The sequence below is a fragment of the Roseateles sp. GW823-FHT07B05 genome, from assembly GCF_058794515.1.
The window spans coordinates 21737-44429 of sequence record NZ_JBXAGX010000008.1 but is presented as its reverse complement, the minus strand read 5'-3'; the positions used below and the strand labels follow the sequence as shown (position 1 = coordinate 44429).

At 71.8% G+C, this 22693-nt stretch carries 16 protein-coding genes; 5 read left to right on the top strand and 11 right to left on the bottom strand.

The window, feature by feature from the left end:
• Positions 1-15 precede the first annotated feature (15 nt).
• The 3 genes from AC1Q7O_RS17630 to AC1Q7O_RS17620 are packed head-to-tail and all read right to left on the bottom strand — an operon-like array spanning position 16 to position 3574.
• Positions 16-960 carry a 4-hydroxyproline epimerase gene (locus AC1Q7O_RS17630; RefSeq protein WP_492660699.1) on the bottom strand — a complete coding sequence of 315 codons (945 nt, stop codon included), beginning with the start codon at positions 958-960 and terminating at the stop codon, positions 16-18.
• Positions 957-1898 (bottom strand): dihydrodipicolinate synthase family protein, encoded by a 942-nt coding sequence (locus AC1Q7O_RS17625; RefSeq protein ID WP_492660700.1) that lies wholly within the window; start codon positions 1896-1898, stop codon positions 957-959. Before AC1Q7O_RS17625 ends, AC1Q7O_RS17630 begins: the two co-directional genes overlap by 4 nt.
• Complete coding sequence (locus tag AC1Q7O_RS17620; protein WP_492660701.1) at positions 1883-3574, bottom strand: methyl-accepting chemotaxis protein; 1692 nt, start codon at positions 3572-3574, stop codon at positions 1883-1885. The genes AC1Q7O_RS17625 and AC1Q7O_RS17620 overlap by 16 nt, the downstream gene beginning before the upstream one ends.
• 108 nt (positions 3575-3682) lie before the next feature.
• On the opposite strand from AC1Q7O_RS17620, the gene AC1Q7O_RS17615 reads away from it, so the two are divergent.
• Entirely contained in the window at positions 3683-4264 is a 582-nt protein-coding gene (locus tag AC1Q7O_RS17615; protein ID WP_492660702.1) for a hypothetical protein, read from the top strand.
• A 31-nt stretch (positions 4265-4295) separates the two neighbouring features.
• Entirely contained in the window at positions 4296-4793 is a 498-nt protein-coding gene (locus AC1Q7O_RS17610) for a 3'-5' exonuclease (protein WP_492660703.1), read from the top strand.
• Between the two features lie 135 nt (positions 4794-4928).
• Here the strand turns inward: AC1Q7O_RS17610 and AC1Q7O_RS17605 are convergent, their stop codons facing one another.
• The 5 genes from AC1Q7O_RS17605 to AC1Q7O_RS17585 form a co-directional block, all read right to left on the bottom strand.
• Positions 4929-6428: a malonate--CoA ligase gene (locus AC1Q7O_RS17605; RefSeq protein ID WP_492660704.1), complete on the bottom strand. Its 1500-nt coding sequence runs from the start codon at positions 6426-6428 to the stop codon at positions 4929-4931.
• A 7-nt stretch (positions 6429-6435) separates the two neighbouring features.
• On the bottom strand, positions 6436-7386 hold the full coding sequence (locus AC1Q7O_RS17600; protein WP_492660705.1) for a Bug family tripartite tricarboxylate transporter substrate binding protein: 951 nt from the start codon (positions 7384-7386) through the stop codon (positions 6436-6438).
• A gap of 56 nt (positions 7387-7442) precedes the next feature.
• Positions 7443-9443: a hybrid sensor histidine kinase/response regulator gene (locus AC1Q7O_RS17595; RefSeq protein WP_492660706.1), complete on the bottom strand. Its 2001-nt coding sequence runs from the start codon at positions 9441-9443 to the stop codon at positions 7443-7445.
• Between the two features lie 40 nt (positions 9444-9483).
• Positions 9484-9909: a globin family protein gene (locus tag AC1Q7O_RS17590; protein ID WP_492660707.1), complete on the bottom strand. Its 426-nt coding sequence runs from the start codon at positions 9907-9909 to the stop codon at positions 9484-9486.
• Positions 9910-10043: 134 nt separating this feature from the next.
• Positions 10044-10244, bottom strand: coding sequence for a hypothetical protein (locus AC1Q7O_RS17585; protein WP_492660708.1), 201 nt, complete (start codon positions 10242-10244; stop codon positions 10044-10046).
• A 131-nt stretch (positions 10245-10375) separates the two neighbouring features.
• Between AC1Q7O_RS17585 and AC1Q7O_RS17580 the strand changes: the two genes are divergently transcribed.
• On the top strand, positions 10376-11095 hold the full coding sequence (locus tag AC1Q7O_RS17580; protein ID WP_492660709.1) for a response regulator: 720 nt from the start codon (positions 10376-10378) through the stop codon (positions 11093-11095).
• 163 nt (positions 11096-11258) lie between these two features.
• Here AC1Q7O_RS17580 and AC1Q7O_RS17575 read toward each other — a convergent pair whose 3' ends face one another.
• The gene (locus AC1Q7O_RS17575) at positions 11259-11768 is read right to left on the bottom strand and encodes a response regulator (protein ID WP_492660710.1); all 510 of its coding nucleotides are present in this window, start codon (positions 11766-11768) and stop codon (positions 11259-11261) included.
• A gap of 196 nt (positions 11769-11964) precedes the next feature.
• Between AC1Q7O_RS17575 and uvrA the strand changes: the two genes are divergently transcribed.
• Entirely contained in the window at positions 11965-17592 is a 5628-nt protein-coding gene (gene uvrA, locus AC1Q7O_RS17570; protein WP_492660711.1) for an excinuclease ABC subunit UvrA, read from the top strand.
• A 12-nt stretch (positions 17593-17604) separates the two neighbouring features.
• Here uvrA and AC1Q7O_RS17565 read toward each other — a convergent pair whose 3' ends face one another.
• Both AC1Q7O_RS17565 and AC1Q7O_RS17560 read right to left on the bottom strand, forming a co-directional pair.
• Entirely contained in the window at positions 17605-18285 is a 681-nt protein-coding gene (locus AC1Q7O_RS17565; RefSeq protein ID WP_492660712.1) for a PEP-CTERM sorting domain-containing protein, read from the bottom strand.
• Positions 18282-18956 (bottom strand): choice-of-anchor E domain-containing protein, encoded by a 675-nt coding sequence (locus AC1Q7O_RS17560; RefSeq protein WP_492660713.1) that lies wholly within the window; start codon positions 18954-18956, stop codon positions 18282-18284. The genes AC1Q7O_RS17565 and AC1Q7O_RS17560 overlap by 4 nt, the downstream gene beginning before the upstream one ends.
• A gap of 156 nt (positions 18957-19112) precedes the next feature.
• On the opposite strand from AC1Q7O_RS17560, the gene AC1Q7O_RS17555 reads away from it, so the two are divergent.
• Positions 19113-22682: an ATP-binding protein gene (locus AC1Q7O_RS17555; RefSeq protein WP_492660714.1), complete on the top strand. Its 3570-nt coding sequence runs from the start codon at positions 19113-19115 to the stop codon at positions 22680-22682.
• Positions 22683-22693 lie beyond the last annotated feature (11 nt).

Sequence of the window (22693 nt, the reverse complement as noted above, 5' to 3'; positions counted from 1 at the left end):
GGGCGGTGAGGCGTTTCAGCCAAGCCCCCAGCCGAACGGGTCGGCCGGGCCGATGATGAGCGTGGCCTCGGCGTTCACGAACGCGCGGCCGCGGATGGTGGGCACGATGCCTGCAGCACCGTCCGCGGGCAGCTCGTACCAGCCTTCGAAGATGCTGCCGATGACGCTGGCCTGACGCCACACGTCGCCTGGCGCCAGCTTGGCCGCTGCCGCCAGGCAGGCCAGCTTGGCGCTGGTGCCGGTGCCGCACGGCGAGCGGTCGTACTGGCGGCCGGGGCACAGCACGAAGCTGCGGCTGTCGGCCAGCAGCGGGTCGGCATCGGCGAACAGCTCGATGTGGTCGATGACGGCGCCGCCCGCGCCGTGGTGGCCCTGCGCATGCAGCGCCTCGCCCAGCATGGCCGCGTAGTCGGTCAGCGCCTGGACATGCGCGGGCGCGACGATCTGCCCGTGGTCGGCACACAGGAAGAACCAGTTGCCGCCCCAGGCGATGTCGCCGGTGACCGTCTGCCCCGTCGGCAGCCGCACGGCCACGTCGGCCGCCAGCCGGAAACTGGGCACGTTGCGCACGCTGACCTTGCCATCGGCCTGCAGCGTCGCGCGCACATCGCCCACCGGCGTCTCGATGACATGCTCGCCGGGCTGTATGCGCCCCAGGTGCGCCAGCGTCGCGACGAGGCCGATGCTGCCGTGGCCGCACATGCCGAGGTAGCCGGCGTTGTTGAAGAAGATGACGCCGGCCGTGTGCGCGGGGTTCTGCGGCGCGCACAGCAGCGCGCCGACGAGCACGTCGCTGCCGCGCGGCTCCAGCAGCGTCGCGCGGCGGTAGCGGTCGTGCTCGCTGCGCAGCAATGCCAGGCGTTCGGCCATCGAGCCGCCACCGAGATCCGGGAAGCCGTCGATGACGACGCGCGTGGGCTCGCCGCCGGTGTGCGAGTCGATGACGTGCACGTAATTCATGGCTGCGACTGCCATGGCGCCGGCCGCGTGGCCAGCGCCTGCGCCACCAGCTGCTGCACGCGCGCACGCTCCGCGCCCACCAGCGGCAGCCGCGGGCGGCGCATGTGCTCGGTGCCCACGCCCACCAGCGCGTCGATGAGCTTGAGGTTCTGCACCAGCTTGGTCGACACGTCCAGGTGCAGCAGCGGCGTCATCCAGCGGTAGATGGCGCGCGCCTCGTCCCAGCGGCCGGCCTGCATCAGGTCGAACAGCGCCACCGTCTCGCGCGGGAACGCACAGCCCACGCCGGCCAGCAGGCCGTCGCAGCCCAGCGCCAGGCCCTCGAAGGCGAGGTCGTCCACGCCCATGAACAGCTGGTAGCGGTCAGCCAGCAGGTTGCGCAGGTCGGTGATGCGGGTCACGTCGCCGCTGCTCTCCTTGATGGCGGCGATGTGCTCGCTGTGCGGGCCCTGCGCCAGCTCGGCGAAGTGCTCGGGCTTCAAGTCCACGCGGTAGGCCACCGGGTTGTTGTAGACCATCAGCGGCCGTTGCGCCGCGTTGGCGTAGGTGCGCACATTGGCCATCGCCTCGCGTGCGTCGGCCACGTAGATGATCGACGGCATCACCATGTAGCCGGCCACGCCCAGCGCATTGGCGCCTTCGATGAAGCGCAGCGCCTCGCGCGTGCTGGGCTCCGACACCGTGGCCAGCACCGGCACGCGGCCGTTCGCGGCGTCCAGCGCACAGCGCGCCACGGCCAGCTTCTCGTCCAGCGTCAGCGTGCTGGCTTCGCCCAGCGAGCCGCAGCAGACGACGCCGTGGATGCCGTTGCGGATCTGGAAGTCGATGTGCGCGGCGGTGCCGGCGAAGTCCAGGCTCTCGTCGGCGTGGAACTTGGTGGTGACGGCGGGGAAGACGCCGCGCCAGCGCAGGGCGGCCGGCATCAGAAGCTGGCCCATTCGTCGTCGGCGGCCACGGCCGGCCTGGCGGGTGCTGCAGCGGGCCTGGCCGGCGCCGGCCGGGCTACCGTGGCTGGCCTGGGCCGGGGAGGCGCAGCGCGGGCCGCGGCGGGCCGCGGGGCGGCTGCGGCGTCGAGCTTGAAGGCCGACACCGTCTCGGCCAGCTGCGCGGCCTGCACGCGCAGGCTCTCGGCCGCGGCGGCGCTTTCCTCCACCAGCGCGGCGTTCTGCTGCGTGACCTGGTCCAGCTGGCTGACGGCCTCGCCGATCTGGCCGATGCCCTTGCTCTGCTCGCCGCTGGCGGCACTGATCTCGCTGATGAGGTCGGCCACGCGGCGCACCTGGCCCACCACGTCGCCCATCGTGCGGCCGGCCTCGCCCACCAGCGTGTTGCCGGCCTCGACGCGTTCGACGCTGGCGCCGATCAGTGCCTTGATCTCGCGCGCCGCCTCGGCCGAGCGCTGCGCCAGCAGCCGCACTTCGCCGGCCACGACGGCGAAGCCGCGGCCCTGTTCGCCCGCGCGGGCCGCTTCCACCGCGGCGTTCAGCGCCAGGATGTTGGTCTGGAACGCGATGCCGTCGATGGTGCCGATGATGTCGGCGATCTTGTGCGAGCTGGTGGTGATCTGCGCCATCGTGTCCACCACCTGGCCCATCACCTGGCCGCCGCTCTCGGCCACGCGCGCGGCGCTGCCGGCCAGCTGCGCGGCCTGGCGGGCCGTGTCGGTGTTGTGGTTGACGGTGGCGCTCAGTTCCTCCATGGACGCCGCCGTCTCCTGCAGGCTGCTGGCCTGCTGCTCGGTGCGCTGGCTGAGGTCGGCATTGCCCTGCGCGATCTGGCCGCTGGCCGTGGCCACGCTGTCGGCATTGCCGCGCACGGCGCCGACGATGCCCACCAGCGCGTCGTTCATGCGCTGCAGCGCGCCCAGCAGCTGGCCCGTCTCGTCCTTGCGGTCGTGGGCCAGGCGCAGCCGCAGGTCGCCCGCGGCCACGGTCTCGGCCGCCGTCACGGCCTGGCGGATGGGCGTGACGACCGAGCGCGTGATCAGCAGCGCCATCGCCGCGCCGATGCCCACGGCCGCGATGGCGGCAACGACGACGGCAATGGCCGCGAAGTCCACCGTGTCGTCCGCCCGGCTGGCCGCGCCGTGCATGAGTTCGCGCTGGAACTCGATCAGCGCCTCCAGCGCCCCGAAGTACCTGACCTGCAGGCCGTGCGTCTCGCCCAGCAGCAGGTCGCGCGCCGCCTCGGTGTCGTCCTTCATGCCAAGGTCGATGACCTTGCGCACCGAACCCACGAACTGCATGCGCGCCTGCACGGCTGCGGCCATCAGCTGGCGCCCCTTGTCGGACTTGATGCTGGCTTCCAGCTTCTCGAACAGTGCGGCGTTGAGCTTGGCCGTGCTCTCCACGTCGGCGAGCTGTTTGCGCCGGCCTTCGGCGTCGGGCAGCAGCAGCACGTTGCGCGCGGCCTGGGCCGTCAGGTTGACGTTGTCCTTGATCTGTTCGAGTTGCTGTACCTTGACGAGGCGGTCCTCCACCATCAGGGCCAACTCGTCGTTGATGCGCACCAGCGCCGTTCGGGCGTAGCCCGCCAGCAGCACGCTGAACGCGATGGAAACGGCGAACGCAAGGCCGAGGCGGTGGCCGATGCGCAGGTCGGAGAGCAGGTTCATGCGGATCTCCCAGGTTGTCGGGGTTCGTGGCCCCGGCCGTGTGCGGCAAGCGCGAGTCTGTGCCATTCTGTCGGGTCCGCGCAATGCGGGTGGGCAGCAATGAGGTGGATGCGCATGGCCGACGGCAGGACTCTGGGTGACAAGGTGCTGGCACTGGTGGTGCAGCCGCCGGAGCCGACCTTCACGGTCAGCCCGCGGCCGGCCGACGCGGCGGCCAAGGTCATCGAGAGCGCCGCGTCCAAGGCGGCACTGGCCGCCGGCACGCTGGCGCTGCCGCCCGGCCCGCTGGGCTGGGCCACCATCGCGCCGGAGATGCTGGCCGTCTGGCACATCCAGCGCCAGCTGGTGGCCGACATCGCCGCGCTGTACGGTCGCAGCGCCGAGCTGGGTCCCACGCAGATGATGTGGTGCCTGTTCCGCCACACGGCGGCGCAGGCGCTGCGCGACCTGTCGGTGCGCGTGGGTGAGCGCGTCATCGTGCGCCCCGCGGCCCAGGCACTGCTGCAGCGCGCGGCCGCCGCCGTCGGCATGCACCTGGGCAAGCAGGCGGCGACCCGGGCGCTGTCGCGCTGGGTGCCGCTGGTGGGGGCGGCCGGCGTGGGCGCCTACGCCTGGTGGGACACGCGCCAGGTGGGCCGTGCCGCGCAGCAGCTGTTCGAGCGCGAAGTCGTCATCGACAACCCTGTGTAACTTCCCGTGTCGGCCTGACACACTCCGGCCGATGGACCCGCTGCCAACCATCCTCGACATCGAAGCCTCCGGCTTCGGGCGCGGCAGCTACCCCATCGAGATCGGCTACAGCGCAGGCGACGGCGTGCTGTTCTGCGGCCTCATCCAGCCCGAGCCCGACTGGCTGCACTGGGACACCGCGGCGGAGTCGCTGCACGGCATCAGCCGCGACCTGTTGCGCAGCTGCGGCAAGCCGGCACGCTGGATGGCCGAGCAGCTCAACACTCGGCTGCGCGGCCAGACCGTGTTCTGCGACGGCTGGGGGCATGACTACACCTGGCTGAACCGGCTGTATGACGCCGTCGAGTTGCGGCCCAGCTTCCGGCTGGACGACCTGCGCAAGCTGCTCAACGAAGACGAAGCCCAGCGCTGGAAGGGCATCACCGAGGCGGTGCGGGCGCGGCAGCAGCTGACGCGGCACCGGGCCAGCAGCGATGCGCGGGTGCTGCAGCTGGCGTTGGGGGAGGTGAAGGCTGGCGTTAGCTGCTGAGCCGCGCGGTTTTGTCGGTTGCTTTTTGCGCGGAGCGGAGTGTTCTCGCTGCATTGCCGGGCGGGACTCCCGGCAATGCAGCGAGGGGTGCCGCTTGACGAGCAAGCCACCCAACGACGCTCAGGGCATCAAGTCCTAGGCGAACAACCCCGCGTACTGCTCCCGCAGCAGCTTCTTCTGTACCTTCCCCATCGCATTCCTCGGTAACTCCGGCACCACGATGACCCGCTTCGGCACCTTGAACCCCGCGATGCGACCCTTCAGCTCGCGGATCAGCACCTCGGGATCAGGCTGCCCAGCCGCCGTGATGACCGCCACCACCGCCTCGCCGAAGTCCGGATGCGGCACGCCGATGACGGCCGACTCGCCGACGCCTGGCATCTCGTTCAGGAAGCCCTCCACCTCGGCCGGGTAGACGTTGAAGCCGCCGCTGATGATGAGGTCCTTGCTGCGGCCGATCAGCGTGAGGTAACCCCGCGCATCGACGCGGCCCACGTCGCCGGTCTTGAACCAGCCATCGGCCGTGAACTCCTCGGCCGTCTTCTCCGGCATCTGCCAGTAGCCGCTGAACACGTTGGGGCCGCGCACCTGCACATGGCCGATCTCGTCCACCGCGCACGCCTCGCCGTCGTCGCGCAGCACGCGCAGGCCCACGCGGGGCAGGGCCGGGCCCACGGTGCCGCCGACGCGTTCGCCGTCTGCGGGCCGGCAGGGGTTGGACGTCAGCATCAGCGTCTCGCTCATGCCGTAGCGTTCCAGGATCAGGTGGCCGGTGCGCTGCTGCCACTCGCGCCAGGTTTCGATGAGGAGCGGCGCGGAGCCGCTGATGAACAGGCGCATGTGGCGCGTGTCCAGCACCTTCTCCTGCAGCAGCCGCACGTACAGCGTCGGCACGCCCATGAACACGGTGGCCTCCGGCAGCCGGCGGGCCACGGCGGGCGCGTCGAACTTGTTGAACCACAGCATCTTGCTGCCGTTCAGCAGCGCGCCGTGCATGGCGACGAACAGGCCGTGCACGTGGAAGATGGGCAGCGCGTGCAGCAGCACGTCGTTCGGCTGCCAGTCCCAGAAGGTCTTCAGCGTCTGCGCATTGCTCAGCAGGTTGCCGTGGCTGAGCATCGCGCCCTTGCTGCGCCCGGTGGTGCCGCTGGTGTAGAGGATGGCGGCCAGCTCGTCGGCTCCGCGCTCGGCGGGCGTGTGCACATCGGGCATCTGCACGGCGCGGTCCAGCAGCGTGCCGGTGCGGTCGTCGTTCAGCGTGAACACCCAGCGCACGCCGCGCTGGAAGGCCAGCTTGCTGACCCAGCCGAAGTTCCTGCCCGCGCAGACGACGACGCCCGGCGCCGCGTCGGTGATGAAGTGCTCCAGCTCGCTGGCCTGGTAGGCCGGGTTCAGCGGCAGGTAGACATGGCCCGCGCGCAGCACGGCCAGGTAAAGGATCAGCGCCTCGACGCTCTTGTCGGTGTGCACCGCCACGCGGCTGCCGGGTGGCAGGGCCAGCTTGTCCAGCCAGTTGGCCAGCATGGCGCTGCCACGCTCCAGGTCGCGCCAGGAATACAGCGCGCCGTCGTGGTCGATGGCGGTGGCGTCGAGGTCGGCCGGGAAGCCGGCGCGCAGGGCGGCGTACAGGTTCATCGTCCCCTCAGTCCAGCTTGGCGCCTGATGCCTTCACGACCGCGGCCCAGCGCTTCGTTTCGGCGCTGACGAACTGGCCGAACGCGTCGCCGTAGAGGTTGGGCGTCTCGGCGCCCAGGCCGTGCCAGATGTTGCGGATCTCGTCCGTCGCGAACACCTTGCGCAGCTCGGCCTGCATGGCGGTGAGGCTGTCCTTGGGCGTGCCCTTGGGCGCCCACAGGCCGTACCAGGTGGACACCTCGTAGCCCGGCACGCCGGCTTCCGCCGCCGTGGGCACGTCCGGGAAGCCCACGGCGCGCTTGGCCGACGCCACGGCCAGCGCTTTGATGCGGCCGCCCTTGATGTGGCTGGCCGACGAGCCCAGGCCGTCGAACATCAGGTCCACCTGGCCGGCGATCAGGTCCTGCAGCGCCGGGCCCGCACCGCGGTAGGGGATGTGGGTGATGAAGGTCTTGGTGTTGAGCTTGAACAGCTCGCCCGCGAGGTGGTGCGAGGTGCCGTTGCCGGCCGACGCGTAGTTCAGCTTGCCCGGCTTGGCGCGCAGCGCGGCGAGCAGGCCCTTGAGGTCGGCCACCGGCACCTGGCCCGGGTGCACGACGATGACCTGCGGCACGCTGGCCAGCAGCGCGACGGGCACGAAGTCGTCCTCCAGCCGGTAGTCCAGCTTCGGGTACATGGACGGTGCGATGGTGTGGTGCACGGCGCCCATGAAGAAGCCGTTGCCGTCCGGCGCCAGCTTGGCGGCGAGGGTGGCACCCACCGTGCCGCCGGCACCGCCCTTGTTGTCGATGATGACCTGCCGGCCCATCTGCTTGGTCAGCGCCGCAGTCAGCGGGCGGGCGAAGGCGTCGGTGCCGCCACCGGCGGGGAAGGGCACGATCCAGGTCTGGGGTTTGGTGCCCTGAGCCTGGGCCAGCCAGGGGCTCAACAGGGCAGGCAGCAAGGTGCGGCGCTTCATCGGCTTGTCTCCTGATGCTTTTGTGCGGGGCGATTATGGGCGCGTGCAGGGCCGGATCAAGGTTGCAGCAGCGCCGTCACGCGGGCCAGCAGCTCGGCCTTCGCGAACGGCTTGTTCAAGCGGTCGCAGCGGGCCTCGTCCAGGAACTGACGCGCCGTGGGCGACAGCGTGTCGCCGGTGACGAACAGCATGCGCCGCGCCAGCGCGGGCTGGGTGCGCTTCACCTCGCGCCACAGGCCGGCGCCGTCCAGGTCGGGCATGTGCAGGTCGCTGACGATGGCGTCGAAGCGGGCCTCGGCCAGCATCGCCAGCGCGACGGCGCCGGACTCCGCGGTCATGACCTCGTAGCCGGCGCTGCCCAGCATCTCGCCGATCAGCTCCGCGATCTCTGGCTCGTCGTCCACCACCAGCAGCCGCGCGCTCTGTTCGTCGGTGTCGGGCAACGGCGCGGGTTCGGTCTCGCGCGTCTCGGGCTCGCCGCTGACGGGCAGCTGCAGGCAGAAGCAGGCGCCTGCGCTGATGCCTTCGTCGTCCTGCAGCGTCAGCTCCCCGCCGTGGTCGCGCGCGATGGAGCGCGACACGGCCAGGCCCAGGCCCGTGCCCACGCCCTCGACCTTGGTCGTGAAGAAGGGCTCGAAGATGCGCTCGCGCAGGTCCGCCGCGATGCCGGGGCCGTTGTCTCGCACGCGCAGCCACACGCGCGGCACGCGGCGGCGGTCGCCCTCGGTCATGGGCGCCAGGCCCGTGGAGACGGTGAGCTGGCGGCCGTGGTCGCGCAGGCCCAGCGCCTGCTGCGCGTTGACGATGAGGTTGAGCACGATCTGGCCGATCTGGTCGGCATCCGCCTTCACCGGAGGCAGGCCCGGCAGCAGGTCCAGCGTCACGGCGATGCCGTGGCTGCGCAGCACATAGGCCAGCATGTCGATGGCGGCGGTGGCCAGGTCGTTCAGCGCCACCTCGCTGCGGTTGGCCGGGCGGCTGCGCGCCATGTTCAGGAAGGTGCGCACGATGCGGCCGCAGCGCTCGGCGGCCTCGTGGATGCGCTGCGCGTCGGCGGCCAGCGCGTGGCCGGTCATCTTCTCGGCCAGCAGCGACGCGCGGCCCATGACGATGGACAGCGGGTTGTTCAGCTCGTGCGCCACGCCGGCCAGCAGGCTGCCCATGGCCGTGAGCTTCTCGCTCTGGCGCAGCGCCTCGCGCTGGCGCTCGATCTCGCCCTGCGCGGTCTGGCGCTCGGACAGGTCGAACAGCGATGCGGTGTAGAAGGTCTGCGCGCCGACGGCGGTGCGCCACAGCAGCATCTCCACCGGGAACTCGCTGCCGTCCGCCCGCAGCGCCGGCATCTCCACGCGCCGGCCCATCACGCGCTGCTCGCCGCCGGCCGTCACGCGGGCCATGCCGGCGTCATGCGCGGCGCGCAGCCGCGGCGGGATCATCACCTCGGCCACCGCGCGGCCCAGCGCCTGCTCGCGCGCGATGCCGAACATGGCCGCCGCGGCCGGGTTGAACTCGACGATGTGGCCGGTCTCGTCGGTGGACACCAGCGCGGCCATCGCGTTGTCGAAGATGGACGACTTCAGCGCCTCGCTGGCCTCCAGCTCGGCCACCTTGGCGGACAGCTCCGCGTCGCGGCGCTTCAGCTCGGTCAGGTCCAGGCTCATGACGACGGTGGCCTGCGGCACGCCGTCCCGCACGTCCACCGGCACCAGGTGCTCGCGCATGTAGCGCCGGCCCATGCCGGCCAGTTCCGTCCAGCCCTCCCAGGCCACCGTCTGGCCGCTGGCCAGGCGCGGGCGCACGCTGTCGTAGCTGGCGTAGGCCGCGTCGCCAATGATGCGGGCGATGGGCTGGGACAGCACCTGCTTGGGATGCAGCCGCGTGAAGCGGAAGAACTCCTGGTTGGCCCACACCAGGCGCTCGTTGACGTCGATGACGACGACGCGCGCCGGCACGGCCTCCAGCAGCTGTGACAGCAGCGGCAGCGTGGCCTGCAGCACGCAGCTGAGCTCGCCCACGCCGGCATCGGGCGTGGGGTGGAAATGGATGTCTTCGGTCATCGGCCCTCTCTCCCTGAAAGCGCGGCCGATGATAGGGAAGTCAGGCTGCGAGTACCGCAGCCGAGGCGCCTTCCTGCATCGTGCGGGCGACGACGCGGTACATCGCCGTCCAGGCTTCGCGCATCTCGGGCGTGAAGCCCTCGCCCAGGCCGGCGGCCAGCGTGTCCAGCAGTGCGGCGCCGACGCTGTCGTAGTGGGCGGCCTCCACGCCGTAGGCCACATGGCGCTGGCCCAGGCGCAGCAGCACGGGCGTCAGCGCGCCGGGGCGGTCCAGCAGCTCGATGGCGGCGGCCAGCATCTGCATCAGGCGCTCGCCCTGCTGGGCCATGTCGCCGCCGCGGAACAGCGTGCGCAGCGCCGGGTCGTGGGTGAACAGCCGGGCGTAGAACGCCTCGGCTACGGGAGCGGCCAGCGGCTTGAGCGGTTCGAAGCTGGTGCGGATGAGGTGGATCTGATGCGGGGTCATGGTGGAGGCTTTCAGTCGTGGTGGCGGCAGGAAGTTGCGGGCCGAGCGCCGGGTTGCTCCCGAGCCGGCCCGTCCTGGTGATGTGCTTGCCGGTCAATCCGGCGAGCATCACCGGCCCCTCGTCGGACGAGGGGTCAACGGAGATAGGCGTCGGCAACGGGCAGGAAGATGCACAGCAGCGGCAGCGCGGCCACCAGGCGTTCCAGCGGGTGCCAGCCGGGGGCGGGCGGGGTGTCCTGGTCGTCGTCGAGGTCTTCGGCGAAGGCCTCGCTGCGGTAGACGACGGCCAGGGTCTCGGGCCAGTCGGTGGCGGGGTTGTCGCTGCGGTAGTTCATGGCGGTGCTCCTGTTCGGTGACCGCACTGTCGAAGGCGGGCGTTTCAGCCGCGCTTCAGGCTGCCGGGCCTTGTGTTGCGTTTGTTTCAACGCCGTGCCGCGGCCGGTGCGCCTGCCTATCATTCGCCGCCATGCCAGACAGCCTGCCCACCGTCCTGCTCGTCGACGACGAGCCCGAACTGCGCGCCTTGCTGGCCGAGTACTTCGGCCGCAACGGCTTCGAGGTCCTGCAGGCCGAGGACGCCGCTGCCGCGCGCGCCGAGGTGGCGCGGCGCGTGCCCGACGTGGCGGTGCTGGACATCAACATGCCGGGCGAGAACGGCCTGTCGCTGGCCCGCGCGCTGCGCGAGGCGCACCCGCGGCTGGCGGTGCTGATGCTGACGACGGCCGGCGAGGCCATCGACCGCATCGTGGGCCTGGAGGTGGGCGCCGACGACTACGTGGCCAAGCCCTTCGAGCTGCGCGAGCTGCTGGCCCGTGTGCGCGCCGTGCTGCGCCGCCTGCAGGTCAGCGCGCCCGCGGCCGCTGCCGACGTGGAGCCGGAGCGCGTGGCCTTCGGGCCCTGCCAGCTGGACCTGGAGCGGCGCAAGCTGTTCGGCGCCGGCGGCGAGGAGATCGACATCACCGCCGCCGAGTTCGACCTGCTGGCCCTGTTCGCCCGCCACCCCAACCGCCCGCTGAACCGCGACCAGATCATGGAACAGGCCCACAACCGCGGCTGGGACGTCTTCGACCGCAGCATCGACCTGCGCGTCATGCGCCTGCGCCGCAAGGTCGAGCGCAACCCCGACAAGCCCGAGGTCATCAAGACGGTGAGGAACGTTGGGTACGTCTACGTGCCGGCTGCTTGAGTTCGCGCTTGCCGGTCGATCCGGCAAGCCGGGCCGAGCGCAGGGCCGCCCCAAGCCGGCCCGTCGGGCGATGTGCGAGCGGCTCAACGCCGCGAGCATCGCCGTCCCCTCGGGGGACCGACTGGGCTCGCCCGCGTTCAGCGCGGCGAGACCGGGCGAGGGGTCAATTAGCTGGAGGCAAATCCAGCCACCGCTGCAGCCGCGCGCGCAGCGCCACGAAGTCCAGCGGCTTCGTCAGGTGCTCGTCCATGCCCGCTTCCATGCTGGCGGCCACGTCGGCGTCCAGCGCGTGCGCCGTCAGCGCCAGGATGGGGAAGCCGGGCATGCGGCCCTCGCGCTGCTGCGCGCGCAGGCGGCGGGCGCATTCCAGGCCGTCCATGCCGGGCATCTGGATGTCCATCAGCACGAGGTCGGGGGCGGTTTCCTCGCAGGCGGCCAGCGCCTCGATGCCGTTCTTGGCCAGGCGGGCCTGCACGCCCATCAGCGCCAGGAACTCCAGCGCGACGACCTGGTTGATGTGGTTGTCCTCGACGAGCAGGACCTGGGGCTGGCGTTGGCCACTGACGTCCCCGTCCTGGCAAGGCTGCAGCGCGCCGGCCCCGGCGCCACCGGGAGGGGCGCTGAGCCAGAGCGGATGCGTTGTCAGTGGGGCAAGCAGCCTTGTGTTGTCCATCCCGTGTCCTCGGTTTTCGCTTGTTTTTATATCCCCCGGTAAGGGGTTGGCCATTGTTGCCTCAGCCTGTGCCGATGCGCAACCTCAACTCCCACAAATACGGTGAGCCTTGGTCGCCCACGTAGGCTGCGCGTGCTGACAGTTTTCGTCAAGCCGCCTCCCTACACTGCTCGCCTTCGCAGTTTTGACCCCCACCATGACCGACGGTCTGATCCGCATCCGAGGCGCCCGGCAGCACAACCTCAAGAACCTCGATCTCGACCTGCGCACGGCGGAACTGACCGTCGTCACGGGCCCCAGCGGTTCGGGCAAGTCCAGCCTGGTGTTCGACACGCTCTACGCCGAGGGCCAGCGGCGCTATGTGGAGACCTTCTCCGCCTATGCGCGCCAGTTCCTGGACCGCATGGACCGGCCGGCGGTCGACAAGGTGGACGGCGTGCCGCCGGCCATCGCCATCGACCAGACCAACCCGGTGCGCACCAGCCGCTCCACGGTGGGCACCATGACGGAGCTCAACGACCACCTGAAGCTGCTGTACGCCCGCGCGGCGGAGCTTTTTGACCGCCAGACGGCGCTGCCCGTCAGGCATGACACCGCGCAGAGCATTTATGCGGAGCTGATGGCGCGTGCAGAGGCCGCGCAGGACCCCAGGATGGTGCTGACCTTTCCGGTCGAGCTGCCGGCCAACACGAGTGCCGAACAGGTGGCGCAGTGGCTGTCGGCCAGCGGCTTCACGCGCGTGCAGGCCGAGCGTGAAACGGATGGCAAGAAGGTGCTGGACGTGGTGGCCGACCGCTTCCGCATCCTCGGCGCCGACAAGCAGCGGGCCATGGAGGCCATCGAGCTGTCGCTCAAAAGAGGGTCAGGCCGGCTCAGCGTCTACGTGGGTGACGAAGGGGCCACGCTGTGGCGCTTTTCCACCGGCCTGCACTGTCCCGAAAGCGACATCCGCTACGCCGACCCGCAGCCGGCGCTGTTCTCGTTCAACTCGGCGTTCGGCGCCTGCGAGGCCTGCCGCGGCTTCGGCCGCGTCATCGGCGTGGACCTGGGGCTGGTCATTCCCGACGACCGCAAGACGCTGCGCAACGGCGCCATCAAGCCCATGCAGACGCCGGCGTGGAAGGACTGCCAGGACGACCTTCTGAAGTACGCCGGCGAGGCCGGCATTCCGCGCGACACGCCGTGGAAGGAGCTGAGCCCGGCCCACCGCGACTGGGTCATCAACGGCACGCCGAACTGGAACGGCAACTGGAACAAGCAGTGGTACGGGGTCAAGCGCTTCTTCGACTACCTGGAGAGCAAGGCCTACAAGATGCACATCCGCGTGCTCTTGTCCAAGTACCGCAGCTACACGGAATGCCCGTCCTGCCGCGGCGCGCGGCTGAAGACCGAGGCGCTGCTGTGGCGCGTGGGCAGCAAGGCGCTGGCCGATGCGGCGCTGCCGGCTGCGCAGCGCTTTCTGCCCGTCGGTGTGGACTGGACCCGCGAGCAGCTGGAAGCGCTGCCGGGCCTGAGCCTGCACGATCTGATGCAGCTGCCCATCCAGCGGCTGCGCGACTTCGTCGACGGCCTGCAGCTGCCCAGCACGATGCTGGACGAGGCGCTGAAGCTGCTGCTGGACGAGATCCGCCACCGCAGCCGCTACCTGTGCGACGTGGGCCTGGGCTACCTGACGCTGGACCGCCAGAGCCGCACGCTGTCCGGCGGGGAGGTGCAGCGCATCAACCTCACCACCGCGCTGGGCACCAGCCTGGTCAACACGCTGTTTGTGCTGGACGAGCCCAGCATCGGCCTGCACCCGCGCGACATGGGCCGCATCGTGCAGGCCATGCAGCGGCTGCGCGACGCGGGCAACACGCTGGTGGTGGTGGAGCACGACCCGGCCGTCATGCTGGCCGCGGACCGTCTCATCGACATGGGCCCCGGCCCCGGCGAGCGTGGCGGGCAGATCGTCTTCGACGGCACGCCCGAATCCATCCGCGCGGCCGACACGCTGACCGGCGCCTACCTCGGTGCGCGCAAGCACGTCGGCATGGGCCTGAAGCGGCTGGTGGAGGACAACACCCCCAAGCTCATCCTGCAGGGCGCGCGCGAGCACAACCTGCTTGACGTGTCCGTCGAATTCCCGCTGCAGCGCCTGGTCGTCGTGACCGGCGTGTCGGGCTCGGGCAAGAGCACGCTGATGCAGGACGTGCTCTACCCGGCGCTGGCCCGCCAGTTCGGCAAGGCCACCGAGACGCCGGGCGCGCACGACGCGCTGCTGGGCGCCGATTTCCTGGCCGACGCGGTGTTCGTCGACCAGAGCCCCATCGGCAAGACGGCGCGCTCCAACCCGGCCAGCTACGTCGGTGCCTGGGACGAGATCCGCAAGCTGATGGCGGACACGCCGCTGGCCCGCGAGCGCAGCTACACCGCGAGCATGTTCAGCTTCAACGCCGGCGACGGCCGCTGCCCCACCTGCGGCGGCTCCGGCTTCGAGCATGTCGAGATGCAGTTCCTCAGCGACGTCTACTTGCGCTGCCCGGACTGTGACGGCAAGCGCTTCCGCGCCGAGATGCTGGACGTCAAGCTGTCGCTGAAGGATCGCGATCTGAGCGTGTCCGATGTGCTGGAGCTGACGGTCGCCGAGGCCGCGCACCTGTTCAGCGAGCACCGCGCCGTGCTGCAGAAGCTGCAGCCCATCGTCGACGTGGGCCTGGAGTACGTGCGCCTGGGCCAGCCGGTGCCGACGCTGTCGGGCGGCGAGGCGCAGCGCCTGAAGCTGGCCGGCTTCCTGGCCGAGGCCGCCAGCAACCCGCGCTTCGGCGTGGCCAAGAAGGGCACGCTGTTCCTGTTCGACGAACCGACGACCGGCCTGCATTTCGACGACATCGCCAAGCTGATGCGCGCGATGCGCAAGCTGCTGACGGCCGGGCATTCGCTGATCCTCATCGAGCACAACCTCGATGTCATCCGCGCGGCCGACTGGCTCATCGACCTGGGCCCCGAGGGCGGCGAGGGCGGCGGCGAGGTCATCTGCGTCGGCACGCCCGAGGCCGTGGCGCAGCACGCCACCTCGCACACCGCCGCCGCGCTGCGCGACTACGCGCTGCACATGGACCGCCCGGCGATGGCCGTGGAGGAAGGCCGGCCGCTGCAGCAGTTGATCCAGGCGCGCCGTCAGGCCGACGAGGCCATCAAGATCGTCAACGCCCGCGAGCACAACCTCAAGGGCTTGAGCGTCGACATCCCGCGCGGCAAGTTCAACGTTGTGACGGGCGTGTCGGGCTCGGGCAAGTCCACGCTCGCGTTCGACATCCTGTTCAACGAGGGCCAGCGCCGCTACCTCGAATCGCTGAACGCCTACGCCCGCTCCATCGTGCAGCCGGCCGGCCGGCCCGAGGTGGACGCGGTGTGGGGCATCCCGCCGACCGTAGCCATCGAGCAGCGCCTCTCGCGTGGCGGCCGCAAGAGCACGGTCGCGACGACGACGGAGGTCTGGCACTTCCTGCGCCTGCTGTACGTGAAGCTGGGCGTGCAGCATTGCGTCAACGACGGTGCGCCGGTGAAGCCGCAGAGCGTCGAATCCATCGCCGCGCAGCTGATGCGCGACTACCGCGGCCAGCATGTGGGCCTGCTGGCGCCGCTGGTGGTGGCGCGCAAGGGCGTCTACACCGACCTCGCCAAATGGGCCAAGGGCCGTGGCCACACGCACTTGCGGGTGGACGGCGAGTTCCTGCCGACGTCGCCGTGGCCGCGCATCGACCGCTTCAAGGAGCACACGCTGGAGCTGCCGGTCGGCGACCTCGTCATCGAGCCCGAGCGCGAGGCCGAACTGCGCGAGCTGCTCGCCAAGGCGCTGGACGCCGGCAAGGGCGTGTTGCATCTGCTGGCGCCGCTGGACGGCCTCAGCGTGGAAGGCGGCGCGACGGGCGCCGGCGTCGGCAGCGTCAAGGTGTTCTCCACCAAGCGCGCCTGCCCGGTTTGCGGCACCAGCTACCCCGAGCTGGACCCGCGGCTGTTCTCCTACAACTCCAAGCACGGCTGGTGCAAGGGCTGCGTGGGCACGGGCCTGGCGCTGACGCGCGAGCAGCGCAAGGCGCTGGACGACAGCGTGCAGGGCGACGACAACCGCGGCCGCGAGCAGAGCTTCCCGTCGGAGGAGGCCGAGGTCGAAGGCCTGACCGACGCACCGTGCCCGGACTGCCATGGCACCCGGCTGAACCCGACGGCTCGTTCGGTCGAGTTCGAGGACCGGGGCATTGGCGACGTCGCCGCGTGGAGCGTGGGCGAGGCGCGCGCCTGGGTGCAGGGCCTGCGCCTCGAAGGCCGTGATGCCGACATCGCGCGCGACGTCGTCAGCGAGATCCTGGGCCGGCTGGAGTTCCTGGAGGAAGTGGGCCTGGGCTACCTGACGCTGGACCGCGCGGCGCCCACGCTGTCGGGCGGCGAGGCGCAGCGCATCCGCCTGGCCGCGCAGCTGGGCAGCAACCTGCAGGGCGTCTGCTACGTGCTGGACGAGCCCACCATCGGCCTGCACCCGCGCGACAACCAGATCCTGCTGAAGGCGCTGGCCACGCTGGGTGACAAGGGCAACACGCTGGTGGTCGTCGAGCACGACGAGGACACCATCCGCCGCGCCGACCACATCATCGATATTGGCCCCGGCGCCGGCAAACGCGGCGGCCGCGTGGTGGCCGAGGGCACGGCGGCGCAGCTGGCGCTGCAGCCCGAATCGACGACAGGTCGCATGCTGGCCCGGCCGCTGATCCACCCGTTGCAGGAGCGCCGCGCGATCGACCCGGCCGCGCCGAAGCTGACCGTGCTGAACGCCGCGCTGCACAACCTCCAGAGCGTGACGGTGGATGTGCCGCTGCACCGCCTGGTGGCGGTGACGGGTGTGTCCGGCTCCGGCAAGTCCACGCTGGCGCGCGACGTGCTGCTGGCCAACATGGCCGTGGCGGTGCCGCTGCGCAAGGCGCCGGCCAAGTGGGCGGGTTGCGACGGCATCGAGGGCCACGAGCAGGTCGACCGCGTGCTGGAGGTCGACCAGACCCCCATCGGCAAGACGCCGCGCTCCTGCCCGGCCACCTACATCGGCTTCTGGGACGCCATCCGCAAGCTGTTCGCCGAGACGCTGGAGAGCAAGGCACGCGGCTATGCGCCGGCGCGCTTCAGCTTCAACACCGGCGCGGGCCGCTGCCCCGGCTGCGAAGGCCAGGGCATGAAGACCATCGAGATGAGCTTCCTGCCCGACGTGAAGGTGCCGTGCGACCAATGCCACGGGCAGCGCTTCAACCCCGAGACGCTGGGCGTGAGCTGGCGTGGCAAGAGCATCGGCGACGTGCTGCAGATGGAGGTCGACGAGGCGGTGGAGTTCTTCGCGTCCATGCCGTCCATCGCCCACCCGCTGCAGCTGCTGAAGGACGTGGGCCTGGGCTACCTGACGCTGGGCCAGCCATCACCCACCCTGTCCGGCGGCGAGGCGCAGCGCATCAAACTCGTCAGCGAGCTGGTCAAGGTGCGCGACGACGTGACGCGGCGCGGCCAGAAGGCGCCGCACACGCTGTACGTGCTGGACGAGCCGACGGTCGGCCTGCACATGGCCGACGTCGAGAAGCTGATCCGCGTGCTGCACCGGCTGGTGGCGGGCGGGCATTCGGTCGTGGTCATCGAACACGACCTGGACGTCATCGCCGAGGCCGACTGGGTGCTGGACCTGGGGCCGGAGGGCGGCACGGCCGGCGGGCGCGTCGTCGTCGAGGGCACGCCGGAGCAGGTGGTGGCCAGCGGCAGCCACACGGGCGTGGCGCTGGCGCCGGTGCTGGCGCGGGTGGCGGGCTGACGCGCGGCGGGCTCAGGCCCGGCGTGCGGCGCGCCGTTGCCACGCGACAGCCAGCAGCGTCAGCCCGGCCAGCGCGGGCGTTGCCGGCTCGGGCAGCGGGTGGTCAATGGGTTGCGGCTGGGGCGCGGGGGGCTCGTCGTAGAGGTAGTCCACGCGCAGCCGCAGTGTGGACGTGGTCATCGACATCACGTTGGCGATGTCCGCCGTCCAGTAGTTGGGCGTCACGTCGTTTTTGCTATGCACCCAGAGCGACCAGCGTCCCGTGCCGATGAAATCTTCGAGACGGTTTTGCAGCTTCACGGTGTCGCTGGATGACTGATGTTCGGTCAGAAGTACCCAGGTGTCCGACACCGCCAGGGGCACGTCCACGCTCTTGTTCATGATGGTCCGGGTCGAGGACCATCGGCTGCCGATGCTGAAGTCGCTCAACAAGCTGATGCTGGCGTCGATGGGGCGTGTGTAGGGGTTGTGGACCAGGTACTCATGCGTGGCTTCGACATCGAACAGCATGCGCACTTCGCGCAGTTGGCCCAGCCGGCCGTCGAACTGGGCGAGTTCCAGCGTGCTGTACCAGGACTGGAGGCCCGACTCTTGGGTGGTGACCGTCAGGACGCCGGCCCGGGCCGGTGTGGCGGCCAGCAGTGCGGCCGTCAGCAGGGCGGCGCCTGCGGCGGTGACGCACAGGGGCTTCATGCGCGGCTCCCGCGCCGGCGGCGTTGGAAGCCCACCGCAGCCAGGCAAGCGCCCAGCGCCAGCGACAGCGAGCTGGGCTCGGGCAGCGCCTGCGCGGTCGGTGGCGGTGGCGTGTCGTAGATGTAGTCGAACCGCACGTTGAGCCTGATGCTGCTCATCGAGCCGATGCCCAGGTAGCCACCGGCGTTCGACCGGACGTCGGCGTGCATGGAGATGTTCATCCACGCCGGCGTGTCGCCGATGAAGCGGTCGAGGTCCTGCGTGAGGGTGGTGGTGAACTGCTGGGCCCAGTCGTACTCGAACGACTCCTGCCGCGTGTGCGCCGGCACATCCAGCCAAACCCCTTGATCGGTGTTCTTTCCCCACGCGACGGGCCCGGAGACGTAGACGCCGCCGCCGTACCCGACGTTCAGGCGGGCCGGGTCGTTGCCCAGGTTGCTGTAGACGATGGTCTGGTGCAGCGTGAAGTCGTAGGTGAGCCGCACCTCGCGCAGCACGCCCAGGTCGTCGTCGAAGCGCCGGTAGCTCAGGCTTTCGCTGTCGAACGGCGTCGCGCTCATGCGGCTCGCCGTCGTGGTGTAGGTCACCAGACCCGCATGGGCCAGCGGTGACAGGGCGGCAGACAGGGCAATGCCGAGCTGGGCGAGTCGTGGAAGAAGGGCTTGTTTCATGGTGCGGACGAGGCGAGGGGCCGGTCGGTGCGGCCGGCGCGATGGGGCGGGACCATAGGGCCGGCGCGTAAGAGGGTCGTAAGCGCCCCTGGGCGGCGCTGCCCCCCGCAGCTGCGGGGGCGGGGTGCGGGCAGGAGCGTTTAGGCTGCGCGCCCGATGAATCCCCCTGTCCTGGCCCTGAGCCTGCTTGGCGAGGCGAGGCTGACCTGGAACGGCCGGGACCTCACCGCCCAACTCCGCTACCGCAAGAGCGTCGCGCTGCTGGCCTTGCTGGCCGAGCATCGCGCGGGCCAGCTGGGCCGCCTCGACATCGCGGCGCTGCTGTGGCCGGACCTGCCGCCGCCCGCCGCGCTGACCAACCTGCGCCAGGTGTTGAGCCAGCTGCTGGGCGTGCTGTCCAAGGCCGGCGCTCCCGCCTGGCTGGTGGCCGGGCGCGACAGCATCGCGCTGCGACCGCCGGCACCGCACGAGGCCCGCGTGGCGGTGGACCTGCACTGGCTGCGCGAGGCCGCCGATGCGGTGGCACTGCCCGGGGCTGGCGCCGCGGCCGCGGGCTGGCTGGCGGGCTTCGAGCAGCGCTGGCCGGCCGCTGGCGAGGCCTTCCTGGCCCGGCCGGCGCTTGCCATCGGGACGGAGTTCGACGACTGGCTGCGCCAGGTCCGCGCCGGCTTGGAGGCGGGCGTCGACACGCTGCTGCGCGCGCTGCAGGACGCGCAATGGGCCGAGGGCCGGCGCGCCGCCGCGGTGCAGACGGCGCGGCGGCGCTGGGAGCGCCATCCGCTGGACGAGGCTGCCGCCCAGGCGCTCATGGCACTGCTGCGCCAGTGCGGCGATGAGCCCGGCGCGCGGCAGGTCTACGCGCAGCTGGAGCAGGCCATGGTCAGCCAGCTGGGGCTGCGGCCGCGCATCGGGCCGGTACCCGGGCCCACGCCGACGACCACGCCCGCGCCGCTGCCATCCACCGAGCCGCCACCCGCCGCGGGCGCCGGGGCGCGGCAGCGCTGGCTGGCGCTGGCCTGGGTCGAGGCGATGCCGGAGCTGCACGACGAGGTGGCGCTGCCGGCACTGGTGCAGGCGCAGCGGGACCTGGCGGCATCGGCCGGCGCGCAGTGCTACCCGCTGATGGGCCCGGGCTTCTGGGCGCTGTTCGACACCGAGGGCGCCAGCGCCGACGCGGCCCTGCGCGCGGCGCTGGCGTGCCGGCAGGTCGTGCAGGGGCGGGCGCTGCGCGCCGGGCTGGTGGCGGGCGTCGTGCACCGCGTGCCCACGCCCGGGCAGGCGCCCGGCCGCTGGCCCGGGTTGCCGGGGCCGCTGCCGCGGCTGGCGCAGCGCGTCGCGTCGCGGGCGCCGGCCGGCCAGGCCTGGCTCGACGACCCCATGCGCGCGGCGCTCGGCCAGCGGCTGCGCTGCCGGGCCTTGCCCGCCGACGCCGAGCTCGGCGCCCTGCATGTGCTGCGCGACCGGCCCACCGCCCGCGGCACGGGCCGCCGCTTCGTGGGCCGCGAGGTGGTGCTGGAGGCCCTGCTGGCGCGCTGGGCGCAGGCGGGCAGCGGCCGGCCGGGCGCGCTGGTGCTGCGTGGCGAGGCCGGCGTCGGCAAGTCGGCGCTGGCACAGGCGCTGGGCCGGCGCGTTCGCGGCCAGGCCTGGGTGCTGCCGATGCGCTGCCTGCTGCAGGACCAGCACCAGCCGCTGGCGCCGTGGCTGCGGCTGGTGGCGCAGGCCAGCGGCTGCCCGGAAGGCGGCCCGGACGCCGACCGGCTCGCCGCGCTGCAAGGCTGGATAGGCCGGCACTGGCCCGGGCGCGATGCCGCGGCCGATGCCCGCCTGCTGCTGGCGCTGGGCGGCCACGCGGCCGGCGGGCCGCTCGCGGCCCAGGCCTTCGAGCTGGCGCTGGGGCTGCTGACGGCCTTGTGCCGCCAGCGGCCGGTGCTGCTGCTCGTCGACGACCTGCACTGGAGCGACCGCATGAGCCGCGAGCTGCTGACGCGCTGTGCCGCCTGCCTGGACGCCGGCGACCGCCTGCTGATGCTGATGACCACCCGGCCCGACACCGACCTGCCGCCCGCCGGCGCCGAGCTGCAGGTGCTGGACCTGGCGCCGCTGACGGATGGCGAGGTCGACCGTCTCGTGGACCGGCTCGACCCCACCGGCCGCCTCGACGCCCAGCAGCGCGCGGGCATCCGCGGCAACTGCGCGGGCCTGCCGCTGATGGTGGAGTCGCAGACGCAGGCGCTGCTGCACGACGAGGCGCGGCTGCTGCCGCTGCGGCTGCTGATGCAGGCGGAGCTGGACCGGCTGGGCCCCGACCGCGAGGTGCTGGAGGTGGCCGCCGTCTGGGGGCAGTCGTTCGACGCCGCGGCGCTGCAGGCGCTGCTGCCGGCCCGTCCGGTGGCCGACGTGCTGCCGCTGGCCGTGCACCTGCGGCTGCTGGAGCCGGCGGCGGGCGGCCACTACCGCTTCCGGCACGCGCTGCTGCACGAGGCGGCCTGCACCAGCCTGCCGGCGCCGGCACGCCGCGACTGGCACCGGCGCTGCGCCGACGAGCTGCAGCGCCGCGATGCCACCGCCCATGCAGCCGAGCGGGCGGCCCACTGCGAGGCCGCCGGCGAGACGGCGCAGGCGCTGGCGCTGTGGCAGCAGGCCGGCGAGTCGGCGCTGCAGCGCGCCTTCGCGGCCGATGCGCTGGCGCACTTCGAGCGCGCGCTGCCGCTGGCCGAGCAACTGGGCCTGCCCGCCCGGGCGCGCACGCTGCGGCTGCTGCTCGCCGCCGCGGCGCTGCAATGCCAGGGCTACGGCTCACCGCTGGCCTGGGCGCTGCACGGGCAGGTGCACGAGGCGCTGGCGGCGCTGCCGTCGCCCACCGAGGACGAGCGCGCACTGCGCTTCCAGGCGCTGTCGGGCCTGTACTGGGGCGCGGCGTCGCAGGGGCGCAATGACGGCCTGGCCATTGCCGCGGCGCTGGAGGCCACGGCGCGGCGGCCGGCCGAGCGGCTGATGGCCTGCTTCGCCCAGGGCAACTCGCTGTTCTGGGCCGGCCGTTTCGCCGACGCGCTGGCCTACCAGGACGAGGGGCTGGCGCTGGCCGACTCGGGCGCCGTGGCGGCGGCCCAGCCGGGCAGCGCGGACGACCTGGCCGTGCTGATCCAGGCCTTCCGCTGCTGGAACCACTGGTTCCTGGGGCGGCCGGAGGCGGCGCGGAGCGACGCCACGCAGGCCATCGCCCGCGCCCGCGCCGGCGGGCACACGCACAGCCTGTGCTTCGCGCTCAGCTTTGCCGCCGCGATGAGCTGGACCGACCGCGACGTGGACGCGCTCGTCGCCTACGCCGCGCAGGGCGCGCAGCTGGGGCGCCGCCACGGCTTTCCGCTGTGGCAGGGTGTCAACGAGCTGTTCCTGGCCTGGGCCGCTGCGCACCGCGGCGAGCTGCGCGACACCGCGCCGCTGATGGCGGCCGCGGCGCAGATGCAGCAGTCCTACCAGGCCGGCACCACCACGGCGCGCTGGATCCTGGCGACGACGCTGGTGCGCCTGTCTGCCTGGCGCGAGGCCGGCGCGCTGCTGCGCCAGACGCTGGCCCATGCCGACGCGATGCAGGACCACTACTGCCGCGTCGATCTGCTGCGCCTGCTGGCCGCCTGCGAGGGGCGCCGCGGCCGGCAGGATGACCTGCTGCGCGAGGCCGCCGCCGTGGCCCGGCAGCAGGGCGCCGTCGGCCTGCAGGGGTGAACGGCCCGGCG